Consider the following 18,022-nt stretch of genomic DNA (forward strand, 5'->3'; position numbering starts at 1 on the left):
TCTAGAGCCTGATCTGCCTTTATCTCGATGAGACTATTCTTTGCAACCACCATTATGCGCGAACACCACTTTTACTCTTTTGTATACTTCTTGCGGTCTCTGCATTCAGACAAATACTTGAACGGGAAAGGCCTCACTGTGGCTAGCTTGTTACGAACAAAGTAGCTTTGGGTTAACTCCAAACAGCGTTGCTTTAAGTCTTCAGGCCCTTCAAGGTATCTCAGGTGGTTGAAGTGTCCCCGATGAAACTTAAAGCCCCCCTTTTCACTACCAACAAAATAGACGGAGTGTTCAGCATCGTAGAAGTGCCCAGTTAAGGCTTCAAGGTATTCGTTATTCTCACCTTTCAATGAGTAATTGAGCATCACACCAGTTTCTTCAAAATAACCGTCAACGAGTGCTTGCTCTGCTGTGGAGCGATAGCCAATTTTAGCAGTTTTGAGGTCTTCTTTGTAAAATTCGTTCTGCAAAGGATGTTGCTCCAACATGGATATCAGTTTACCGCTAATTGGATCGTGTAAATAAGCCGAATCAGAGAGAAACTGATCGATAAAATCACGACTTATACCGTGTTGGTTACTGCTCTTTAGATGATCAAGCACTTCAAAGAGGTTAGCTGCATCTGGAATGGCAGCAATTTCCTCATGAACAATGGTACAGATTTGAGGAGGGTGCTGCGCCATGTCAATCACATAATTCAGCGTTTCAAAATAACGCTGCTTTTCAGGCAGTTCGATATCGAGTTCATCAAAGTAAAACTCATCTTGCTCCTCATACAGAAAGGTCCCATTGTCACATTTCAAAATATGAAAAATCGGCTCCTGGTCGCGATACTTAGGCTCTTCTCTCTCGACAAACCAATAGCTCCCCTGCAACTCTTGAATGAGAAACTGCCGCTTCAAGCACTCTTGTTTGATCGCCATTTCTTTTACTACAGCATCAATAATCGGGCTCAGCTCATTCCCTTTCGCTTTTGGGCGTACAGAGGTAATCGTCGAGTTGTAGATACTTTGTGTCACTCTATCTGAGGAATAGAAGCCTGACTTGGGATCAGGTAGCCCTGCCTTTTCATAATCTTCGGCACTGTCTAAAACCACAAGTAACGGCTTTCTTGCATCGATATCTACAGCTTCAACAAATTCAACCTGCACTGGCCATTGGTGGGATTTCAACTTCTCAAAGCCATCGTCTTTTAACGACGCATTCGCTACCTGTAAGCCACCAGCATCATCGATAACTTGATAGATACGCTGATACACCTTTTCAACATCGCGCTTTTTGTAATGCTCACGCCAACTGGCCTCAATAGGCTTTAATTGCAACGATAAGCAACCAGAGAAATGTTTATTCATCAGCTCAACGAACTGGTAAATGGCACCGGTTTTCGTCTTTTGAAGCGATATAGGTTCTTGACCGGATATATCAATGGCATTGGTCGTGAACTTTTTCTTCCCTGGACTATGCACAATGAGCTTGCCCTTAGGGTTACGTCTCAATAGCCCGCTTTCCATGTCGAACTCAAATTTAGCTTGTTTCTCAATGTAGCCTGCTGGCTTGTAAGCCGTTTCTATTGGCGAAAATGTTGTTCCATCCATGGAGATGAATAAAGAGTTAAAGCGGACGCTCTCCTTAAGATCAAACTTTAAGCATTTGTACACAGTATGCTCAAAGAACTTATCTGACTCGACAAAAAGAAACGTATCCCCAAGCCCTGAAAAAAACGTACTTGGCGCCACTTTGCCGAGTGCACGCACAAAAAGGCGCCCCAATAACAGCAGGTCACAATCTTCAAACTTCACGCGCTCAAAAGCGATATATGCTGATTCAGGCTTGGCTTTATCCTGTTTGTCACGCAATACCCAATAGTAGCCTGAATGTCGAATAAGCGCCTTAGGTGTCGACGATCGTTCTACTAAACTCAGTTGCTTCGCGTAATCAACCTTCCCCATGCTTTTATCCAATGATGCTTTGTAAATCACGTACTTTTGGCTTAACGCTTCAAAATCAAATGTTAGGTCTATGAGGGTAGTTAAACTTCGGCTCATCTGCTTCACTCCGCAAATTGGTTCAATAGTTCGAGTAATTGGATCATTGGAGGAACGTTGTTCGTACCTGATACACTATCAATGATTCCGGGGATTTCAATAACGTCCGCAAGAGCTGGATTGGCGTACGTGACGAACTGCCCATCGTCACTTGCGTATTTTCGTAAATTTATTCCGTCAGCCCCACTCCAGATGGTATTGATGTACAAAGCTTGAACGTGCTTGTTTGCAAACTCTGCGGGAGGGTTCACCTTAATTTGTTGCAACTTTGCTTGGCACTTATCCAAGGTATTATCGTGCACTAAACAGCCCAACTCTAAATCCCAGTGTTTGACGTCAACCAGAAGGATTCGGTTACCAAGTTCAATGTAACCATCAAACCATTCCACACATCCTTCTGGCATTGGTCGGAATTCGTAGCCAAACTCCATTAGGATCGCGCTAACCGCTTCTTCGCCAAGCGCCCCCATGTAGAGATCAAACATAGCCGGTGCTAACACAAACTGCGCACTACCAAATGTAGTTGCAAAACTGTTCGCTTCAAAATGCGCTGCAACTAAAGGGTTCTGCATAAGTAGCGGCAAACGGGCCGACAGCTCAGAGACTTCGCGAACCCCAGGCACATCCGCTGGGTTAATGAAAATTTCTGTGATTCCTTTCTCATCAGAATAGTCGATTTGATACTGATATTGACCTGTGGGCTGCTGCACATCGATGTAGTATCGAACCTCCTCGCCTGTCGGCGATAGCGACATAGCTGGCTTTTTCAGCATCCATGTTCGCAGCCTCTCATACTGACCGATCGCATTCTCGTTTTGGTGCTCATACACACTGGTTACTAGCCTTTGGATATGCGCGTAATTTCGTGAAGCTCTTGGATGATAAGACACACGTTGCTTTTCATGCTCCAGTGCTTTGTAGCGCTGCTTGATATCCGTTATCAATGCTTGGTACTCATGCGATAAATACGAAAGGTTGCGGCTATCTTTGGCCAATGTTTCAACAAAATCAGCAACCTCGTCATACATGATGGTAATTTCACATTGCTTCCATTCGGTGCGACACATTCGGCCAAGCGCTTGCTCAATAAAACGATAAACGGCATATCGATAATCTTCGCTCCCTTTGTAGGTGCTAATCATCGAGCTCACAGCAAAACCATTAACCTTTGGTGAAATAAGGGACTTGAGTTTCAATTTAACCTCGTTGGCGACAATAATGCCTTTCTCATGAAGCATTAACGCATCGTGAATATTCTTTTTAATGGCAATATCTCGCCCCTTCACCGCCAAGTCTTCGCCAATTCGACTACCAATCAAACTCATGGGTTGTTCTAAATAGATAGAATCAATATCCGTTTTGTACTGGAATGGCTCAACACCTTCAGGTCCAACATAAGTTAACGTATGATTTTCTCCAATGGTGTACGACGGTGATAACCCCGCCCCAGTCGCCTGATAGTTTGTTATCACCACGACTTTTCTCATGGTGCTCTCCAACAGGTCTAATATTGCTTGGAATTGATCATTTCTGAACGAAGCAGCATTGATGTTTTCAAAAATTGTGACGCCGTACTTTTGCCCAACATTTTCCATGAACGCCATAAATTCAAAATTTTTGTAGCTTTTATTAAGCATGCAGAAATGGTATCGGTTGCTTGGGTGCAGTGAGAACTGCCGAATCGACTCGACCAGCTTATTCGCCCGGTTTACGGCAAAATTTAATTGCCCAACGCCCACGTTTAAGAGCTTACACAACTCATTTTCAAGTAATGCTGGGTGCAACCTTTCGCCTCTGAATTCTTGATAGAGTTCTGCAATCCCCCCCCAGTCCACACGCCCAGAAATACTTTTTATGCTAATCTGGATCTGGTTTTCTTCGTATCTGCGCTTTTCACAGTACTCCGTTTGTATCGCCGCTTTCTGTACGGGATCAAGAAAGAGTAACCGTTCATCAGAAAGCACATCACTTAAGTAATCAAGATCAAAGTTATGGATCGCTGTACGACTTGTGGCAGTTGCACTAACACCAAGGACTCTAGCTCCAGCCAATACCCAGTGAGCAAGTAAGCCAGTTGATGTTAAAGCCAAATCAAACGTGGAGGCTTTAGCGGTATTGTCTGTATCGCTGTACTTGGTAATGTTGGCGATTTCGTACCCGCTATCGTGAAAGCTATACGCTTTGTGTTCGTTTTGAACGTTGAAACTTAGCCTGGCAGAGATTAACGACATCATGCTTGGTGTGAGTTCCACCAGCCCTAAATTATTAAGCACTTTCCCAACCAGATTTTCTGTGGTGTAGTTTTTTGAGTCTCCTAATTCCTCTAGGTTCTTTTTCAGCTTAAGTATTGCACTTAGCATACCATTACAGAATATTCTGACGAGTTGGGCGCCATTGTTCACAAACTGTATGGCACTTTCGGTTCCGCCTGAGCCTATCTCATGGCTACCTGATGCAGGGTTAATCTGAGACTTTAATTCTTCATGCTTAAAATTGATGGCGTGAATGGACATTCTGTCCGAGAGGAGTGTGAATACTCTGTTTTGATTCTCACTTCCCTGTTGAATAGTTGCATCAGTGATGAATGGACGGTAGTTAACATGCCATTTATCTTTGTAATCTTCCAGCGCACATCGAAAGCGATCAAAGCACTTATCAATCCCATTAAACTCAGATGAGCCATGAATCTTAAAACTATCAAAACTCGAATAAAACTTGCGTGTTAGAGCGATAATATCGTAGTCAGAGACGGTATTAATCAAATGGGTAAGAAACTCACTCTGTTGGCGGTCGAACTCGTCTAGGATCAGCAGTGAATTATTAAGAAAGTCGCTAACTCTGTAGCTTTTATCTATACCATGCCACGGATAAAGCAGTTTGGATGTGGTTAAAAAAAGTACCTGTGTTTTGCCTTTATCTATCCTCCTTGCAGGGAATATTCGGTCTAGAACATCATTTAAGGTTGCATCTTTGATTTCCCCTCCTCGCAGAAACGTCTTGAGTAGCGTGAAAACCTTGCTGTAAAGAGCACGCAGCTCATCATTAAACACCGAAGTGTTACCGCTACTTTTTGCTTGATTTATCAACGCGATTTTGTCGATGACTGTTTTTACTTCTCTTTTCTGTTGTATTTCGAGAACCTCAAAGATCGCCGACCAATCCTCAGCTGATAATTCTGCAATCGCAGTCTCTTGAGCGGGGATCCAAATAACGTTACGTTTCAACTCTTCTTTCTGTGAGCAATCAAGCGCCACCTTGCTATCAATGCGATCAAGCAAAGCCTCATACGCATCCTTGACGTTAACTCTTAAGTTCGTTGAGTAAATGAGTGTTATCTTCGAATCAGCGATAAGGTGTTCCAGTTGAAGCTCTGTGGCCTGATACGTTTTTCCAAGACCTGTCTGGGCATCAATAATGGCCAAAAAACCGTCTTTTGACTGACAGCGCTCTGGGCCGGCCATCTTCAGATAAGTTTCAAGTAATGCACTCATAGCCCACGCTCCTAAATGGTCCCTGCTCAGCTGGCCGTCTACCAACTTGACGATAAAATGTCCAAAAAATATTATGTCGCTATCAAAGACAGGTAAATACTGAATACATAAACATGTCGAATAACTGGACAGGAATCGAAGAATGACGAAATGGCCGATTAGATGGGAGCTACTTTTGCGATATCGGATGATTGAAATTGTTGCACTTTGGGAGGGAAGGTTAACCACCAATCACTTAATACAAAGCTTTGGTCTCGGGCGCCAACAAGCCTCAAAAGATATCAACTCCTACTTGGCTGATATCGCACCCGGTAACCTTGTTTATGACAAGCACCTAAAAGGCTATAAACCTAGCGATAGGTTCATACCGAAGCTAACCAAAGGCCATGCGGATGAGTACCTGCATATTCTCTCTCGCCGTGAAGATATGATAGTGACATTTGATGAACTTGATATGGGGTTTGAACACACCGCGATGATTCGCCCTGTAACACGCAATATTACGCCAACGGTATTACGACCTTTAGTACAAGCTATTCGAGAGAAAAAACGTGTCGATATTTGTTACACATCCTTAAAAGATGGCGAAAACGTAGAAAGAATCATCTCTCCTCACACCCTTGTTTGTACTCCGTTACGCTGGCATGTTCGAGCTTATTGTGAGCAGGCGAAGGGATATCGAGATTTTGTATTAAGCCGTATTCATGGCATACCGGACATCAACGACAATGCCACTCACGGCAAGCAAGGTGATACGCTTTGGAATACTGAGGTAGATATCATCCTCATCCCAGATCTTCGTTTTAACGAGAAGCAAAAAGCGGTAATCGAAAAAGATTATGGCATGTCCAACGGCACACTTTCCATAGCCACAAACGCATCGCTCGTTCGATACCTACTGGATGCCTATAACATTGATATCCACATGCAAAAAATCAAACCTCAAGGGCAGCAGATTATCGTGGGGAATATGGATGAGTTGATGCTATATCTCACTTACTAAAACAACCGGCCATTGACTGTTCTCCCATCTCACACTCAATGCCATCAAGTGACATCACACGTAAAGAAAAGGCTGCACAAAGCAGCCTCTCAGTCTCGAGCGCGCGTGGGTTACCCACTACTCTGCACCCAACGCTTATTTTTGTTCGTGCTTCTTCATATGAAAGTGAAAGCGTTCATGAAAGTAAGCTTGGATGTGCTCTTCCATTTCCAATACTTTTTCATCAATACGATCACACAAGTATTGATCGCTATTCATCGAATTCACTTTATCTGTGGCCAATTGTTCAATCAGGATTTTTTGTTCGTCGGTGAGCGTTGCTAATGGCTTGTTATTCATAGGATGTTCTTTTTCTTATGAAGGTCATGATTCTTGTTTTAACGTTAGCATAGGCAAAGTGACTTTGTCTTACCTGAAAATTGGCATCTCTGTTTGAGCAAATCGATGTCAAACGATATGAATTGCGTTCCGATGATTAAAATACTGATCAGATGCTCTTTTCTATGGTAAATACATCAACTTAACAGACGCCGCGATATTCAATGGCGAAACGATGTACTCATTACTCTGCCTTCGAATGAATTGAGCAAAAGCATCGATCAGGCATCAACTGTTGGCGCACAAGAAGGATAAACTGTGTCACACGAACATTATTTAGATAAATTCCGGCACCTCAATGTAAACAGATCTGGTGGTAAAAAAAGTCCCCACAAGGTATGCATGCTGTTAGCCGTGATGGATTTAATTCAAGCTGGGCATATTACATCCAATAAAATCCTATTTAATCAGGCACTCAAAGAGCGCTTTACCCATCACTTTGAGAATGTGGCACAAAATAATGATAGGGATACGCCAGAAAACCCTTACTTCCACTTAAAGAGCGAAGGCTTCTGGCATCTTGCTTATCATCCGGGTTTTGATGCACACAACACAAAGCGCTATGCATCAAAAGCAATCACCTATGCCTATCTTGATGACGAACTTTTCTCGTACATGAAAAGCTATATCGTGTCTAATGAGCTAAAAGAAGCGTTAGTTTCAAATCTTTCAGACCTACCCACATTGTTTCATCAATGGTTAATGGATATTGGTAAATCAGACAAAACCGCAATTAATTACTTAACGGCAATCCGAGGTTCAATCTCAAATTGGCTCATGGATGCCGGAGAAATTGCGGAGCCTTTAACCAATCTAAAGTCTTACTACCAATTTGTAACCTTAGAGCAAAAAGTGCGCAATATGGAGATATTTAAACTACGAGATTCAAAAGGTAAAGGCATGTATAGCGCCGCATTATCTCACTATCAGCAGTTTTTAGCCGACCTATCTAAGATCGATATCAACGCTGATATACAGCAAGTCATGCGTGATAAAACGCTCACTGAAACCGAAAAAGAAATTCTCATCAAAACACGAGTGGGACAAGGACAATTTCGTGCAAATTTAGTTGATATGTGGGGTGGCTGTGCGGTCACAGGGTATCGCAATAGACAAATGTTGCTCGCCTCACATATTAAACCCTGGCGAGATGCCACGAATGAAGAACGTTTAGATCGATACAATGGGTTATTACTGCTCGCCAACCTTGATAAAGCTTTTGATCTTGGTTTTATCTCATTTAACGACAGTGGCAAGGTACTCATTTCTAAATACCTCGAACATCCAGAGGTGTTAGGCATTAATGACAACATGTCTTTTCATGTCATGCGCGAGCACAAAAAATACCTGGCGTATCATCGAGGTATGTTATTCAAAGGCTTATAGGGAACACTCAACGGCTGAAAAATACCTTTCAGCCTTTTTTCATTTTTTCCCCAACAACATGCATCTGCTCACACATTCCACAGGACAAATGTCCTCACACATCCCCATCGGCCTCTCTATAATCGCTCCCATAACGGCAGCACATAACAATACTATTCGTCTGCTTTGATAATAAAATCGCGCTTGAGAAAGACGCGAAGAAAGCCTCGCCATCAGGCCGAAGGCAGTAACACACCCTATTTGACGGGCTTGCGCAGCATGCTCAGGCCCGTGATCACCTTTTTAGGATTCTGTATGAACGTATTAGTTATCAATGGGCACCCTGATCTGTCGCAATCTGTCGCGAACGCGACGATTCTGGCGGACTTGACGGCACAAACGGATTGGACCATCCACTCGGTGGCAGGCTTTGCGGGCGATATTCACGCCGAGCAACAGCGCCTGCTTGAAGCGGATGTGGTGGTGGTACAGTTTCCGCTGTACTGGAGCACCTACCCGGCAGTGCTGAAAAAGTGGGTTGATGACGTCTTTACTTATGGCTTTGCCTTCGGCCCGGAAGGCAGCCAGCTGAAAGACAAGCCGTTCCTGTTCTCAGTAACAGCGGGGGCAACGGCCGAGTCTTACAGCACCAGTGGGTTTAACTTCTTGCCGTTTTCACACTACCAAGTGGCTTACGAACACCCGTTCCGTGCGGCGGAAGTGAACGTGCTGGATACCCATATCACCTTTGAAATGAACGCGACGCCTGAAGAAGGCGGCGACAAAGACAACACATTGGCATTGGCGCACACCCATGCCTCTCGCCTTATCGACGCGGTTAACGCGTATCTGGAGACTCGTGCATGATGCAATCGTTGCTAGGGATAGCAGTCCTCTTATTAATCGGCTTTTTTGCCTCTGAAAACCGCAGCCAAATCAGCTGGCGAGCCGTGATTGGCGCGTTCGGGATCATCCTGACGGTCGCTTTCTTTGTACTGGCGACGGAAACCGGTGGTGAGGTGCTGCTGGCGGTCTCTAACACCGTGGGCAACGTGTTTGGCTACGGAATAGAAGGGATCCGCTTTGCCTTTGGCAGTCTGGTGAACTTCAGTGTCGATGGCATCGGCTTTGTGTGGGCATTGCAGGTGCTGCCACAAATCATCTTTACGGCCTCGCTGACGTCCCTGCTTTACTACTTGGGCATCATGCAGTGGTTCGTGTTGATCATCGGCGGCGGCCTGCAAAAAGTGCTGGGCACCTCGCGCGCAGAATCGATGAACGCAGCCGGTAATATCGTACTGGGCCAAACGGAAGCGCCGTTGTTGGTGAAGCCGTACCACCACGTGCTGACCCGCGCGCAGATCTTCGCCATTATGGTGGGCGGTCTGTCATCGATTGCCGGTTCGATCTTGGCGGGCTTGGCTGGCATGGGCGTGGATCTCAATTACCTAATCATGGCGTGTTTCATGTCGGCACCCGCTGGGTTGATGTTTGCCAAAATGATCATCCCGGAAAACGAGCCGACTGTTGATGAAGTCCCCGAGTTGCCAGACGACGAGAAGCCAACCAGCTTTATCGATGCCGTAGCGAAAGGCGCTATCGCCGGTGTGGGTATCGCGGCCATTGTGGGTGCGGTGATCATCTCGTGTATCGGCCTGATGGCGATGCTAAACGGTGGCCTGGGCGCTATCGGTGAGTTACTGGGCGTGCCGAATCTGAGTGTGGATGTGATCCTGGGCACCCTGTTCGCCCCTGTGGCCTGGTTGATCGGTATTCCTTGGAATGAAGCGACCATTGCCGGTGCTTTCCTGGGCCAGAAAATCGCAATGAATGAATTCGTGGCCTTCGCCAACATGGGCGGTGTGGAAATGAGTGCGCGCTCGACCGCTATCATGACCATCGCGCTGTGTGGCTTTGCTAACATCGGCTCGGTAGCCATGGTGTGTGGCGCCCTGAGTAAGATGATCCCGGCACGAGCAGGCATGATCGGCCAACTGGGTATGAAAGTGCTGCTGGCCGCCACGCTGGCAAACCTGATGAACGCCGCCATTGTGGGTCTGTTCGTTTAACGCGGCACATCTCACCCTGTGCATCTAAATCGGTGTAGCAAACCCTGACCGAATATACGCGGGCTGATGTTCTCAGCCCGCGTTCGCTATTGATGCAAAACAACTGATACAAAGCAACGAAAACAGAAAACAGAAAACACAGCAATACACACAAGAACAAGTCGTAAGGACATTCATGAGTAAACAACCTCACCTATTAGTCGAACCCCATCACATCTCAGACAAGGTGATTGTCTGCGGCGAACCGGATCGCGTAAACCGCATCGCCGCCCATCTGAGCGAGGTCGAATGTCTCGCTGAAAACCGTGAATTCCGCTTAATGCGCGGGATCTACAACAACACACCCATTACCGTGTGCAGTACCGGCATCGGCGCCGCATCGGCCCTGATCGCCTTAGAAGAGCTACGTCTATGTGGTGCAACACACATTGTCCGTGTCGGCTCGGCTGGCGCGCTGCAACCCCATATTGGCTTGGGCGACCTGATCATCGCCGAAGCTGCCGTGCGCGATGAAGGCGGCTCTAACAGCTATGTGCCCGCCGCTTTCCCGGCTTACAGTGATATCGCGCTGCTTAACGGCCTGCACGCGTACTGTGAACAGGCGGGCATTACCGCATACGGCGGCGTTGTCCGCTCACACGACAGCTTCTACACCGATGACGAGCAAGCTATCTGCCAGTTCTGGCATAAAAAAGGCGTATTAGGTGCCGATATGGAAACGGCGGCACTACTGACCGTCGGTCGCCTGCGTGGCCTGAAAGTGGCGGCGGTACTGGCTAACGTGGTGCTGTTTGAGCAAGACGTACAAGAAGGTGTGGCCGATTATGTGGCCGAGTCTGAGACCACCAGCCACGGTGAACGCAATGCCATTTTGGCGGCACTGCATGCGCTGACCTGTTGATCGCGGTTCTCGCCGGCTACACGAATAAGTAAAAGCAACACAACACACAGGGCTCAGACTCTGGCAACCTCGCCCTGATCACAGCCACCATCAAAAAAACAACAGGTGGCTGCGATCAGCGGCTTCTTTTTTGTATACTGCGCGCGTCTTTTTGTGAGTGCCGTTCAGCATGCAATTACTTCCTGTATCTACTACCCGTTTTGCGAATACCCTCGCGCCGCAACAGCAGGCGTTTGAGCAGGCGCTGTTTGCCTGTCAAATCGGTACCCGTCGCTTACAAGCCGGCGATACCCTGTTAGAGCAAGGTCAGGCGGTCACGCAGTTGTTCGTGATCCCAACCGGTCGGATGTCTATGCACACCTGCGCCATTAATGGCCGCCGCTTTCAGCTTGGCGAAGTGCAGTGCAAGCAGCAAATCTTTGGGGAAATGGAGTTTTTCACTGGCGAGCCGTGCCAGTGGAATGTGGTGGCCGATGAGCCGTTAGAAGCCAAGGTGATCTGCGCGACCCGTTTGCAAAAGTGCCTTAACGAGCAACCGCACTTGGCGTTGTTCTTTGCCTCCGCACTGGCGTGGGATTACCAGGAATCGATGGAAATCTACACCTACCGCGTGTTACACCCTATCGCCTACAACATTGCCTTTGATCTGTGGCAACGGGACAACAGCAGCGTGTCACTCGGTGCCTTTGATAAAATAGAGCAGGAAGCCGAGCGTTTTGGTACGTCCAGCCGGGTCTACCGTCGCGCCCTCAATACCCTGATAGAGCAAGGACTGATCGGCAAAAATGGCAACCAGATCGAGATTGTCGATCACGCCGCCTTGGAAGCCTTCATCGCGGTCAGCTAACACCGCCTCGCACAAGTCAGTTACATCTTCCAGCAATGATTAACACCTCAATATAAAGCGCTTAACAAGGCGTGATTATTGGTGATTCACACCACGCTAACGGGGATCAGATCAAAAAATCATGGGCAAATTGGCTTAAGATGATCCCCTTTGATGGGACTCTCGAGGAAGCATGATGACCCAAGTAAATCAGGACCGTTTGGTTCAACACTTTATTGAGCTGGTAAAAATCGACAGCGAATCTGGCAACGAGAAAGCGGTGGCTGAAACCCTGGCCGAGCAACTGGGCGAGCTGGGCTTTAGCGTGAGCAAGCTGGCGGTACCGGCTGAGCTGTCTAATGGCTTCAACCTGTACGCGAAACTGGATGGCACGCTGCCAGGCAGCATCCTGCTGAGCTGCCACATGGATACCGTGACCCCAGGTAACGGCATTGAGCCAGTGATTGAAGACGGCATCATTCGCTCAAAGGGCGACACCATTTTGGGTGGCGATGACAAATCTGGCATCGCAGCTATTATCGAAGCGATCCGCGTGATCCAAGCAGCAGGCCTGCCACACCAGACCATCGAAATCGCCTTTACCGTGTTTGAAGAAGGTGGCCTGCACGGCTCGAAAAACTTCGACATGGATAAGATCAGCGCGCAGCAAGCGATCGTGCTGGATTCCAGCGGCCCTATCGGTACCATCATCACCACGGCGCCGGGTCAACAGAACCTGAAAGTGACCATTCAGGGCAAACCGGCACACGCAGGTCTTGCACCAGAAGAAGGCATTAACGCCCTGACCGTTGCGGCTGATGCCATCAGCAACATGCAACTGTCGCGCATTGATCATGAAACCACTGCGAACATCGGTGTGGTGAAAGGCGGTCAGGCCACAAATATCGTGATGCCATCCCTTTACCTTGAAGGTGAGGCGCGCTCGCTAGACGACAGCAAGCTGCAGGCTCAGGTTGATCACATGGTGGCGACCTTTAAAGCGGCAGCAGCAAAACACGGCGCAGGCATCGACATTGTCTCTTCTCGTGCGTACAACGCGTACCGCATCGATGAAAACGATGCGCTGATCACCGGCATTAAAGCCGCCTTTGCCGCCAACGGCATTGATGCAATCACCAAATCAACCGGTGGCGGCAGTGACGCGAACGTGTTCAACGGCCGTGGCCTGAAAACCGTGAACCTGTCGACCGGTATGTCTAAGGTACACACCACCGAAGAATTCATTGCGATTGCCGACATGGTGGCGATCAGCCAATTCCTTGTAACTTACCTTAGCCGTTAAGTTTTTTAGCAGGGTACCCGCCCTGCTAATTCCCTTTCCGCATACTCAATAAACGTCAAAATGTTGGCTGAATCATCTTATTTTTGACGTTTAATTAAGAAAAAGGTCATTAATGACAAATTCAAATCGCTGTCATCGTCCTGAGATGAACCTTTGTTTCGGTATTTTTCATTTAAAAATGAAATTTCAAATAAAACCAACAAAAACAACACCTTAAATACAAACTCGATAAACGAGACTTTTTTGACCCAAAGTCGCCCATTCAAAGCTCTGACCAAAAAAAGTGATCTTGCTCCACCGGATGAACCCACCCGCGCTTATTTCGATTCTAAAATTTTGAGCCAAAAATTTCCCATCTTATAAATTTGCGATATTCCCATGTCGAAACCAATCGCATTTTTTATACCCTTTGGATCCCTTCTTCGCTGTTATCAGTACAATCAATATGACTTTTAAGAATGCACATTGCATCTAACCTTTTTTATCAGCAGGAAGCTAGTGAGTATGGAATATTTAGAGCGAATTAAGCGTTTAGCGAAAATTCAAGGGATCAGCCAGAAACAACTTGGCGAAGCACTTGATCTTCAGCAGGGAACAATGAGCCGTAAGCTATCTGGCAAATACGGGATTGAAGTCCGTGAACTGGAAAAAATCGCGGAAGCACTCAACACCTCTATCAGCTACCTACTAACCGGTCAGGTTGATACCGGTACCCAAGCGACAACGACCATTAACAATGCGTCAGAGCAAGGCACAACCAGCACGTACATCCCTATCATTCACCGTAAAGATTTTATGTCATTTAGCAATGGCGCAACGGTCGATGTAGTGAGCAAGCGCGCTATCCCCCAGCACCTGGTACGTGAAGAGTGCCTAGGCCTGTTGGTGGACAACGAAAACATCGCACAGTGCGCGCCAATCGGCAGCTACGCACTGGCTACCAAAACAGCAGCCTACCGTCCGAAGCAGCCAGTGTTCGCCTCTGTGCGTGGCAGTGAGCCAGATTTCTACCACATGACGCAGCTGGCTGACGGTGTGGTGTTCTCTACCTCACAACCGGATTTCCCGAACCTGTTCGTGAACAACGGCGAGTTCCAGATCCACGGCTTCATCATCCAGTCTGATTGGGCTTTCGATCGTTAATGCCTCTTGCATAGCGACCATGCTGTATCGCTTGGCGGTGTAATCTTACGCCGCCAAGGCGTACAATCCTCCTCTCTCTTTTCAATGGATGATTGTCATGCCTGTCGTTATTGTCGCTTCTACCAACCCTGCCAAAATTTCAGCCGTTGAGCACGCCTTTGCGCAAGCCTTTCCCGACCACGCCTTTACTTTTCACGGTGTCAGTGTCGCCAGTGGGGTGAGCGAGCAACCCATGACTGCCGATGAAACCCTGCAAGGGGCGCGCACCCGCGTACACAACGCCAAGCAAGCCATGCCTGATGCAGACTATTATGTGGGACTGGAAGCCGGTCTAGACGGCGATCTGACCTTTGCATGGATGGTGATTGAAGATGCCCGCCAGCGTCGTGGCGAAGCCCGCTCGGCCTCTCTCCCTTTACCGCCTGCCGCGTTAGCGCAGTTGCACCAGGGACAAGAGTTGGGCGATGTGATGGATGCGATGTTCAACCAAACCAACATCAAACAAAAAGGCGGTGCTATTGCCCTGCTGACCCACCATTTGCTCAGCCGCAGCTCGGTCTACCAGCAAGCCTTGATTCTGGCGTTGATCCCGTTCATGCACCCGGATTTATTCCCGGTATCAGACGCACAAACAAACGCGCAAGCAAACGCGTCTTAAAGCGTCATTACCCTTAACGGTGCAGCAAAAGTCGCGACGAAAAAAAGCCCCTCACGCACAAGCGTCAGGGGCTTTGTTATTAGTAGCATTGCTATTGGGGCCGTTGGGGTATCCCGCCTTAGTTTGGCTTCTGGGCTTCCAACAGGGCTGACAACCACACTTTGGTGGCGTCATCATGATGTTTCAGCTCATTAGAGCCACGGGTGATGGTCGCAACACCCACCCCCAATAGCTCACTGATTTTGCGCTGGCTGCGATCGCCATTGAGCAGTTCATGCAGAATATTGACGCGAGAAAGTAACACCGTCCGTTCATCCGGGGTCAACAACAGTCTCAGCAACGTGTCTTCTTTATGCTCGTCCGTTGCCTGACGTAAGATATCCAGTACCTGTTGCCACTCAGTAAATTCCGGTGTTTCTTGGCTATTCGACATGTCATCCTCATTTGATGTACTCGTTTTCGAGTACTGATTCTATCCCTTTACGCCAAGAGTACCTAGCCCCTAGCCCGAAAATTCCTTTTCCGCTGCACGGTGACTCACCAAGGCTCAGTATTTCGTGTCCAGTTCATTCTTTCTGAGCAACGGTGGCATCTCGCCCATGAGCTCCCCATAGTACACTTCAAACATCAAAATGTTCTGCACATACCCTCGGGTTTCATTGAACGGAATCGCCTCAATAAAGGCATAGGCATCAAGCTTGCCGTCAGTTCCCGCACGCCAGCGATCGACTCGGCTTGGCCCGGCGTTATACGCCGCAAACGCAAAGATCCGGTTGTTGTCGTAACGCTCCAGCATCATTTTCAGATAACCACTGCCCAAGCGAATGTTCACGCCCGGATCAAACAAGCTGTCTTGACCGGCATAGTTACGCCCCAGCTTTTTCGCTGTCGCTTTGGCGGTTGCTGGCATCAACTGCATCAAGCCGCGCGCCCCGACTGGCGAGCGCGCTTCCACGTTCATCGCACTTTCCTGACGCGCCAGTGCCATCATGGTCACGGTCGAAAGATCACGCTTCTTACTGAAGAAATCAAACCACCATTTATGGGCGATCGGGAAACGCAGCGGAATGTGATCCCACAACCTGCCGGCAATGGTCGCCTGTACCGCCAGATGGTGCCACTTATGCTTGGCCGCGTAAGCCGCCAGTGCCGCGATTTCATTTTGATCCATACCACGCATAAGGTAATGCCACTCGCGGTTGGCATCGAGCAATTTGTCTTCCGCCACCAGCTCTTTAATGCGGTTCAGGGTCTGTTGGTATTGCTTGGTGACCACCGTGGTATCGGTAACGTTTTTGATCGGGTATTTGATAGGCTCACCCAATACCGTTGCCGCCGCCGCGCTGTAGAAATTACGCTGACCTAACAGGGCGGTGTATCCGGCTTTGGCTTTTTCATCACGACCAGCCATTTGATCTAAACGGGCTTGCCAGAAACGCCAGCGCACATCTTTCTTGGCTTTTTCCGGCAGGCGATCGACCCACAGTACCACTGCATCCCAATCGTCTTCCCGCATGGCCTGACGAATACGGCGCTCCAGCAGCGAAATAGACTGGCTGTTTGTCAACGCCTTGTCTCGCCATGCCTGCATATCCGCATCACTGGTGGCCATCAAACGGCTGGCGGTGTAATCCGCCAAGGCTTGCTGTTTCACCTGACTGAAATGCTGCCCTTTCATGGTGGCGGTATATTGCGACACCGCTTCATCCACATCACTGCGTACCAGTTTTTTGTACGCCAAGGTGGTCAGCTGTTGATTAAACGGCGTCACCTTGCTGCGCTTGGCAAACGCAGACACACCGGCCGGCTTATCAAACAGGCTGACAATGGTACTGCCCACCTGCTGGCTGTTGCCGGTCAGCTGCTTGCGCAGGTAGTTCAAGCGCGCGCGGTTGCCTTCGCCATACACCAGCAACATGCGATCTAAAATCAAGCCATTGGTCAGCTTTCCGGCCGCTTTCCACTGATCTAACAGCGGATCACAGGCATCATGGGTCGAATTGCCCGTCAACCAGGCTTTTTTCGCCCCTTTCCACGCTTCCGCCGGCTCACCGGTTTGTAACTTGGCGGTATAGTAGTAACACTGCAACGCCTGGCCACGCGGCACATCCGGCTGCATGGTCAGAAAATCTTTCCAGTTGCCGGTACGGGCCAGTTGATAAAGGTAACGGTCGTGGATCGTTTCACTGAACGGTAATGCCTTAAACTCATCCACAAACGTATTCACGTCCTGCACGCTTTTGGTCGGCAACAACAGGGAAAACTCACGGTAGTCCAGATATGGCACCAACGGGTAGGCATCCAGTTGACGGCGCAACGCGTTATACGCGTCCATGTCCTGCTCTTCTAATGCGGCTTGTGCCTGCGCGTAGCGTTCACGTTGTTGCTCTAACGTAGAAGCCTGCATCGACAGCGGCAGCAGCAGTATCCCGAGTGACACCATCCATTTTGATAATCGGTTTCGATTCTTCTTGCTATGCACAGCACCATCCCATTATTCGTTCATCCATGCCGACTTTGGTTGCTTATTCGGTCTCTATAACAGTGTTATATTGCATATATATGCCATCGACCACAAGTCACGCCCGACAAGGTTGGATTGACTTCAAAAGCCGCTCTGTAGCGAATGATACGCCTTGCACATAGACGGCAGGTGAACACTGAAAATTATAGACAGCCAGATAGTCGACAGGTATGGATTGTTCAAAAATACCCCCAACATTTTTCGTCACAAAAAAACCGAGATGGGCGAAAAAAAGCGGTTTGCTTTGAGGCCAAATGCACGAAATGTTCACGAAACGACAGAATGCAGCGGGGATTGCCCACAATTATCAACATTG

Annotated in this window: 14 protein-coding genes; 9 read left to right on the forward strand and 5 right to left on the reverse strand. The window is 48.1% G+C overall.

Features of this window, described 5'->3' with window-relative positions:
* Positions 1-71: 71 nt before the first annotated feature.
* Positions 72-2,045: a hypothetical protein gene (locus ABT58_RS10735; protein WP_047874528.1), complete on the reverse strand. Its 1,974-nt coding sequence runs from the start codon at positions 2,043-2,045 to the stop codon at positions 72-74.
* Positions 2,046-2,050: 5 nt separating this feature from the next.
* Positions 2,051-5,536, reverse strand: a complete 3,486-nt coding sequence (locus ABT58_RS10740; protein WP_047874410.1) for a hypothetical protein — start codon at positions 5,534-5,536, stop codon at positions 2,051-2,053.
* A 142-nt stretch (positions 5,537-5,678) separates the two neighbouring features.
* Between ABT58_RS10740 and ABT58_RS10745 the strand changes: the two genes are divergently transcribed.
* Positions 5,679-6,539 (forward strand): helix-turn-helix transcriptional regulator, encoded by an 861-nt coding sequence (locus tag ABT58_RS10745; protein ID WP_047874411.1) that lies wholly within the window; start codon positions 5,679-5,681, stop codon positions 6,537-6,539.
* Between the two features lie 135 nt (positions 6,540-6,674).
* Here ABT58_RS10745 and ABT58_RS10750 read toward each other — a convergent pair whose 3' ends face one another.
* Positions 6,675-6,878, reverse strand: coding sequence for a hypothetical protein (locus ABT58_RS10750; protein ID WP_047874412.1), 204 nt, complete (start codon positions 6,876-6,878; stop codon positions 6,675-6,677).
* 297 nt (positions 6,879-7,175) lie between these two features.
* Here ABT58_RS10750 and ABT58_RS10755 point away from each other — a divergent pair, with 297 nt between their 5' ends.
* The 8 genes from ABT58_RS10755 (at position 7,176) to yjjX (ending at position 15,182) form a co-directional block, all read left to right on the forward strand.
* A complete protein-coding gene (locus tag ABT58_RS10755) occupies positions 7,176-8,303 on the forward strand; it encodes an HNH endonuclease (RefSeq protein WP_047874413.1) in 1,128 nt (375 codons plus the stop codon).
* Positions 8,304-8,597: 294 nt separating this feature from the next.
* Positions 8,598-9,149, forward strand: coding sequence for an NAD(P)H-dependent oxidoreductase (locus tag ABT58_RS10760; RefSeq protein ID WP_047874414.1), 552 nt, complete (start codon positions 8,598-8,600; stop codon positions 9,147-9,149).
* On the forward strand, positions 9,146-10,351 hold the full coding sequence (locus ABT58_RS10765) for a NupC/NupG family nucleoside CNT transporter (RefSeq protein WP_047874415.1): 1,206 nt from the start codon (positions 9,146-9,148) through the stop codon (positions 10,349-10,351). Before ABT58_RS10760 ends, ABT58_RS10765 begins: the two co-directional genes overlap by 4 nt.
* A 175-nt stretch (positions 10,352-10,526) precedes the next feature.
* A complete protein-coding gene (locus tag ABT58_RS10770; protein ID WP_047874416.1) occupies positions 10,527-11,252 on the forward strand; it encodes a nucleoside phosphorylase in 726 nt (241 codons plus the stop codon).
* 169 nt (positions 11,253-11,421) lie between these two features.
* Entirely contained in the window at positions 11,422-12,099 is a 678-nt protein-coding gene (locus tag ABT58_RS10775) for a Crp/Fnr family transcriptional regulator (RefSeq protein WP_047874417.1), read from the forward strand.
* A 175-nt stretch (positions 12,100-12,274) separates the two neighbouring features.
* A complete protein-coding gene (locus ABT58_RS10780; RefSeq protein ID WP_047874418.1) occupies positions 12,275-13,381 on the forward strand; it encodes a M20/M25/M40 family metallo-hydrolase in 1,107 nt (368 codons plus the stop codon).
* Positions 13,382-13,885: 504 nt separating this feature from the next.
* Positions 13,886-14,524 carry a helix-turn-helix domain-containing protein gene (locus tag ABT58_RS10790; protein ID WP_047874420.1) on the forward strand — a complete coding sequence of 213 codons (639 nt, stop codon included), beginning with the start codon at positions 13,886-13,888 and terminating at the stop codon, positions 14,522-14,524.
* A 97-nt stretch (positions 14,525-14,621) separates the two neighbouring features.
* Positions 14,622-15,182, forward strand: coding sequence for an inosine/xanthosine triphosphatase (yjjX, locus tag ABT58_RS10795; RefSeq protein WP_047874421.1), 561 nt, complete (start codon positions 14,622-14,624; stop codon positions 15,180-15,182).
* Between the two features lie 118 nt (positions 15,183-15,300).
* Here the strand turns inward: yjjX and trpR are convergent, their stop codons facing one another.
* Both trpR and sltY read right to left on the reverse strand, forming a co-directional pair.
* Positions 15,301-15,615, reverse strand: a complete 315-nt coding sequence (trpR, locus tag ABT58_RS10800; RefSeq protein ID WP_047874422.1) for a trp operon repressor — start codon at positions 15,613-15,615, stop codon at positions 15,301-15,303.
* A gap of 114 nt (positions 15,616-15,729) precedes the next feature.
* Complete coding sequence (sltY, locus tag ABT58_RS10805; RefSeq protein ID WP_229821732.1) at positions 15,730-17,664, reverse strand: murein transglycosylase; 1,935 nt, start codon at positions 17,662-17,664, stop codon at positions 15,730-15,732.
* Between the last annotated feature and the right edge of the window lie 358 nt (positions 17,665-18,022).

Origin of the sequence: Photobacterium aphoticum (genome assembly GCF_001029435.1) — a bacterium.
Taxonomy (GTDB): domain Bacteria; phylum Pseudomonadota; class Gammaproteobacteria; order Enterobacterales; family Vibrionaceae; genus Photobacterium; species Photobacterium aphoticum.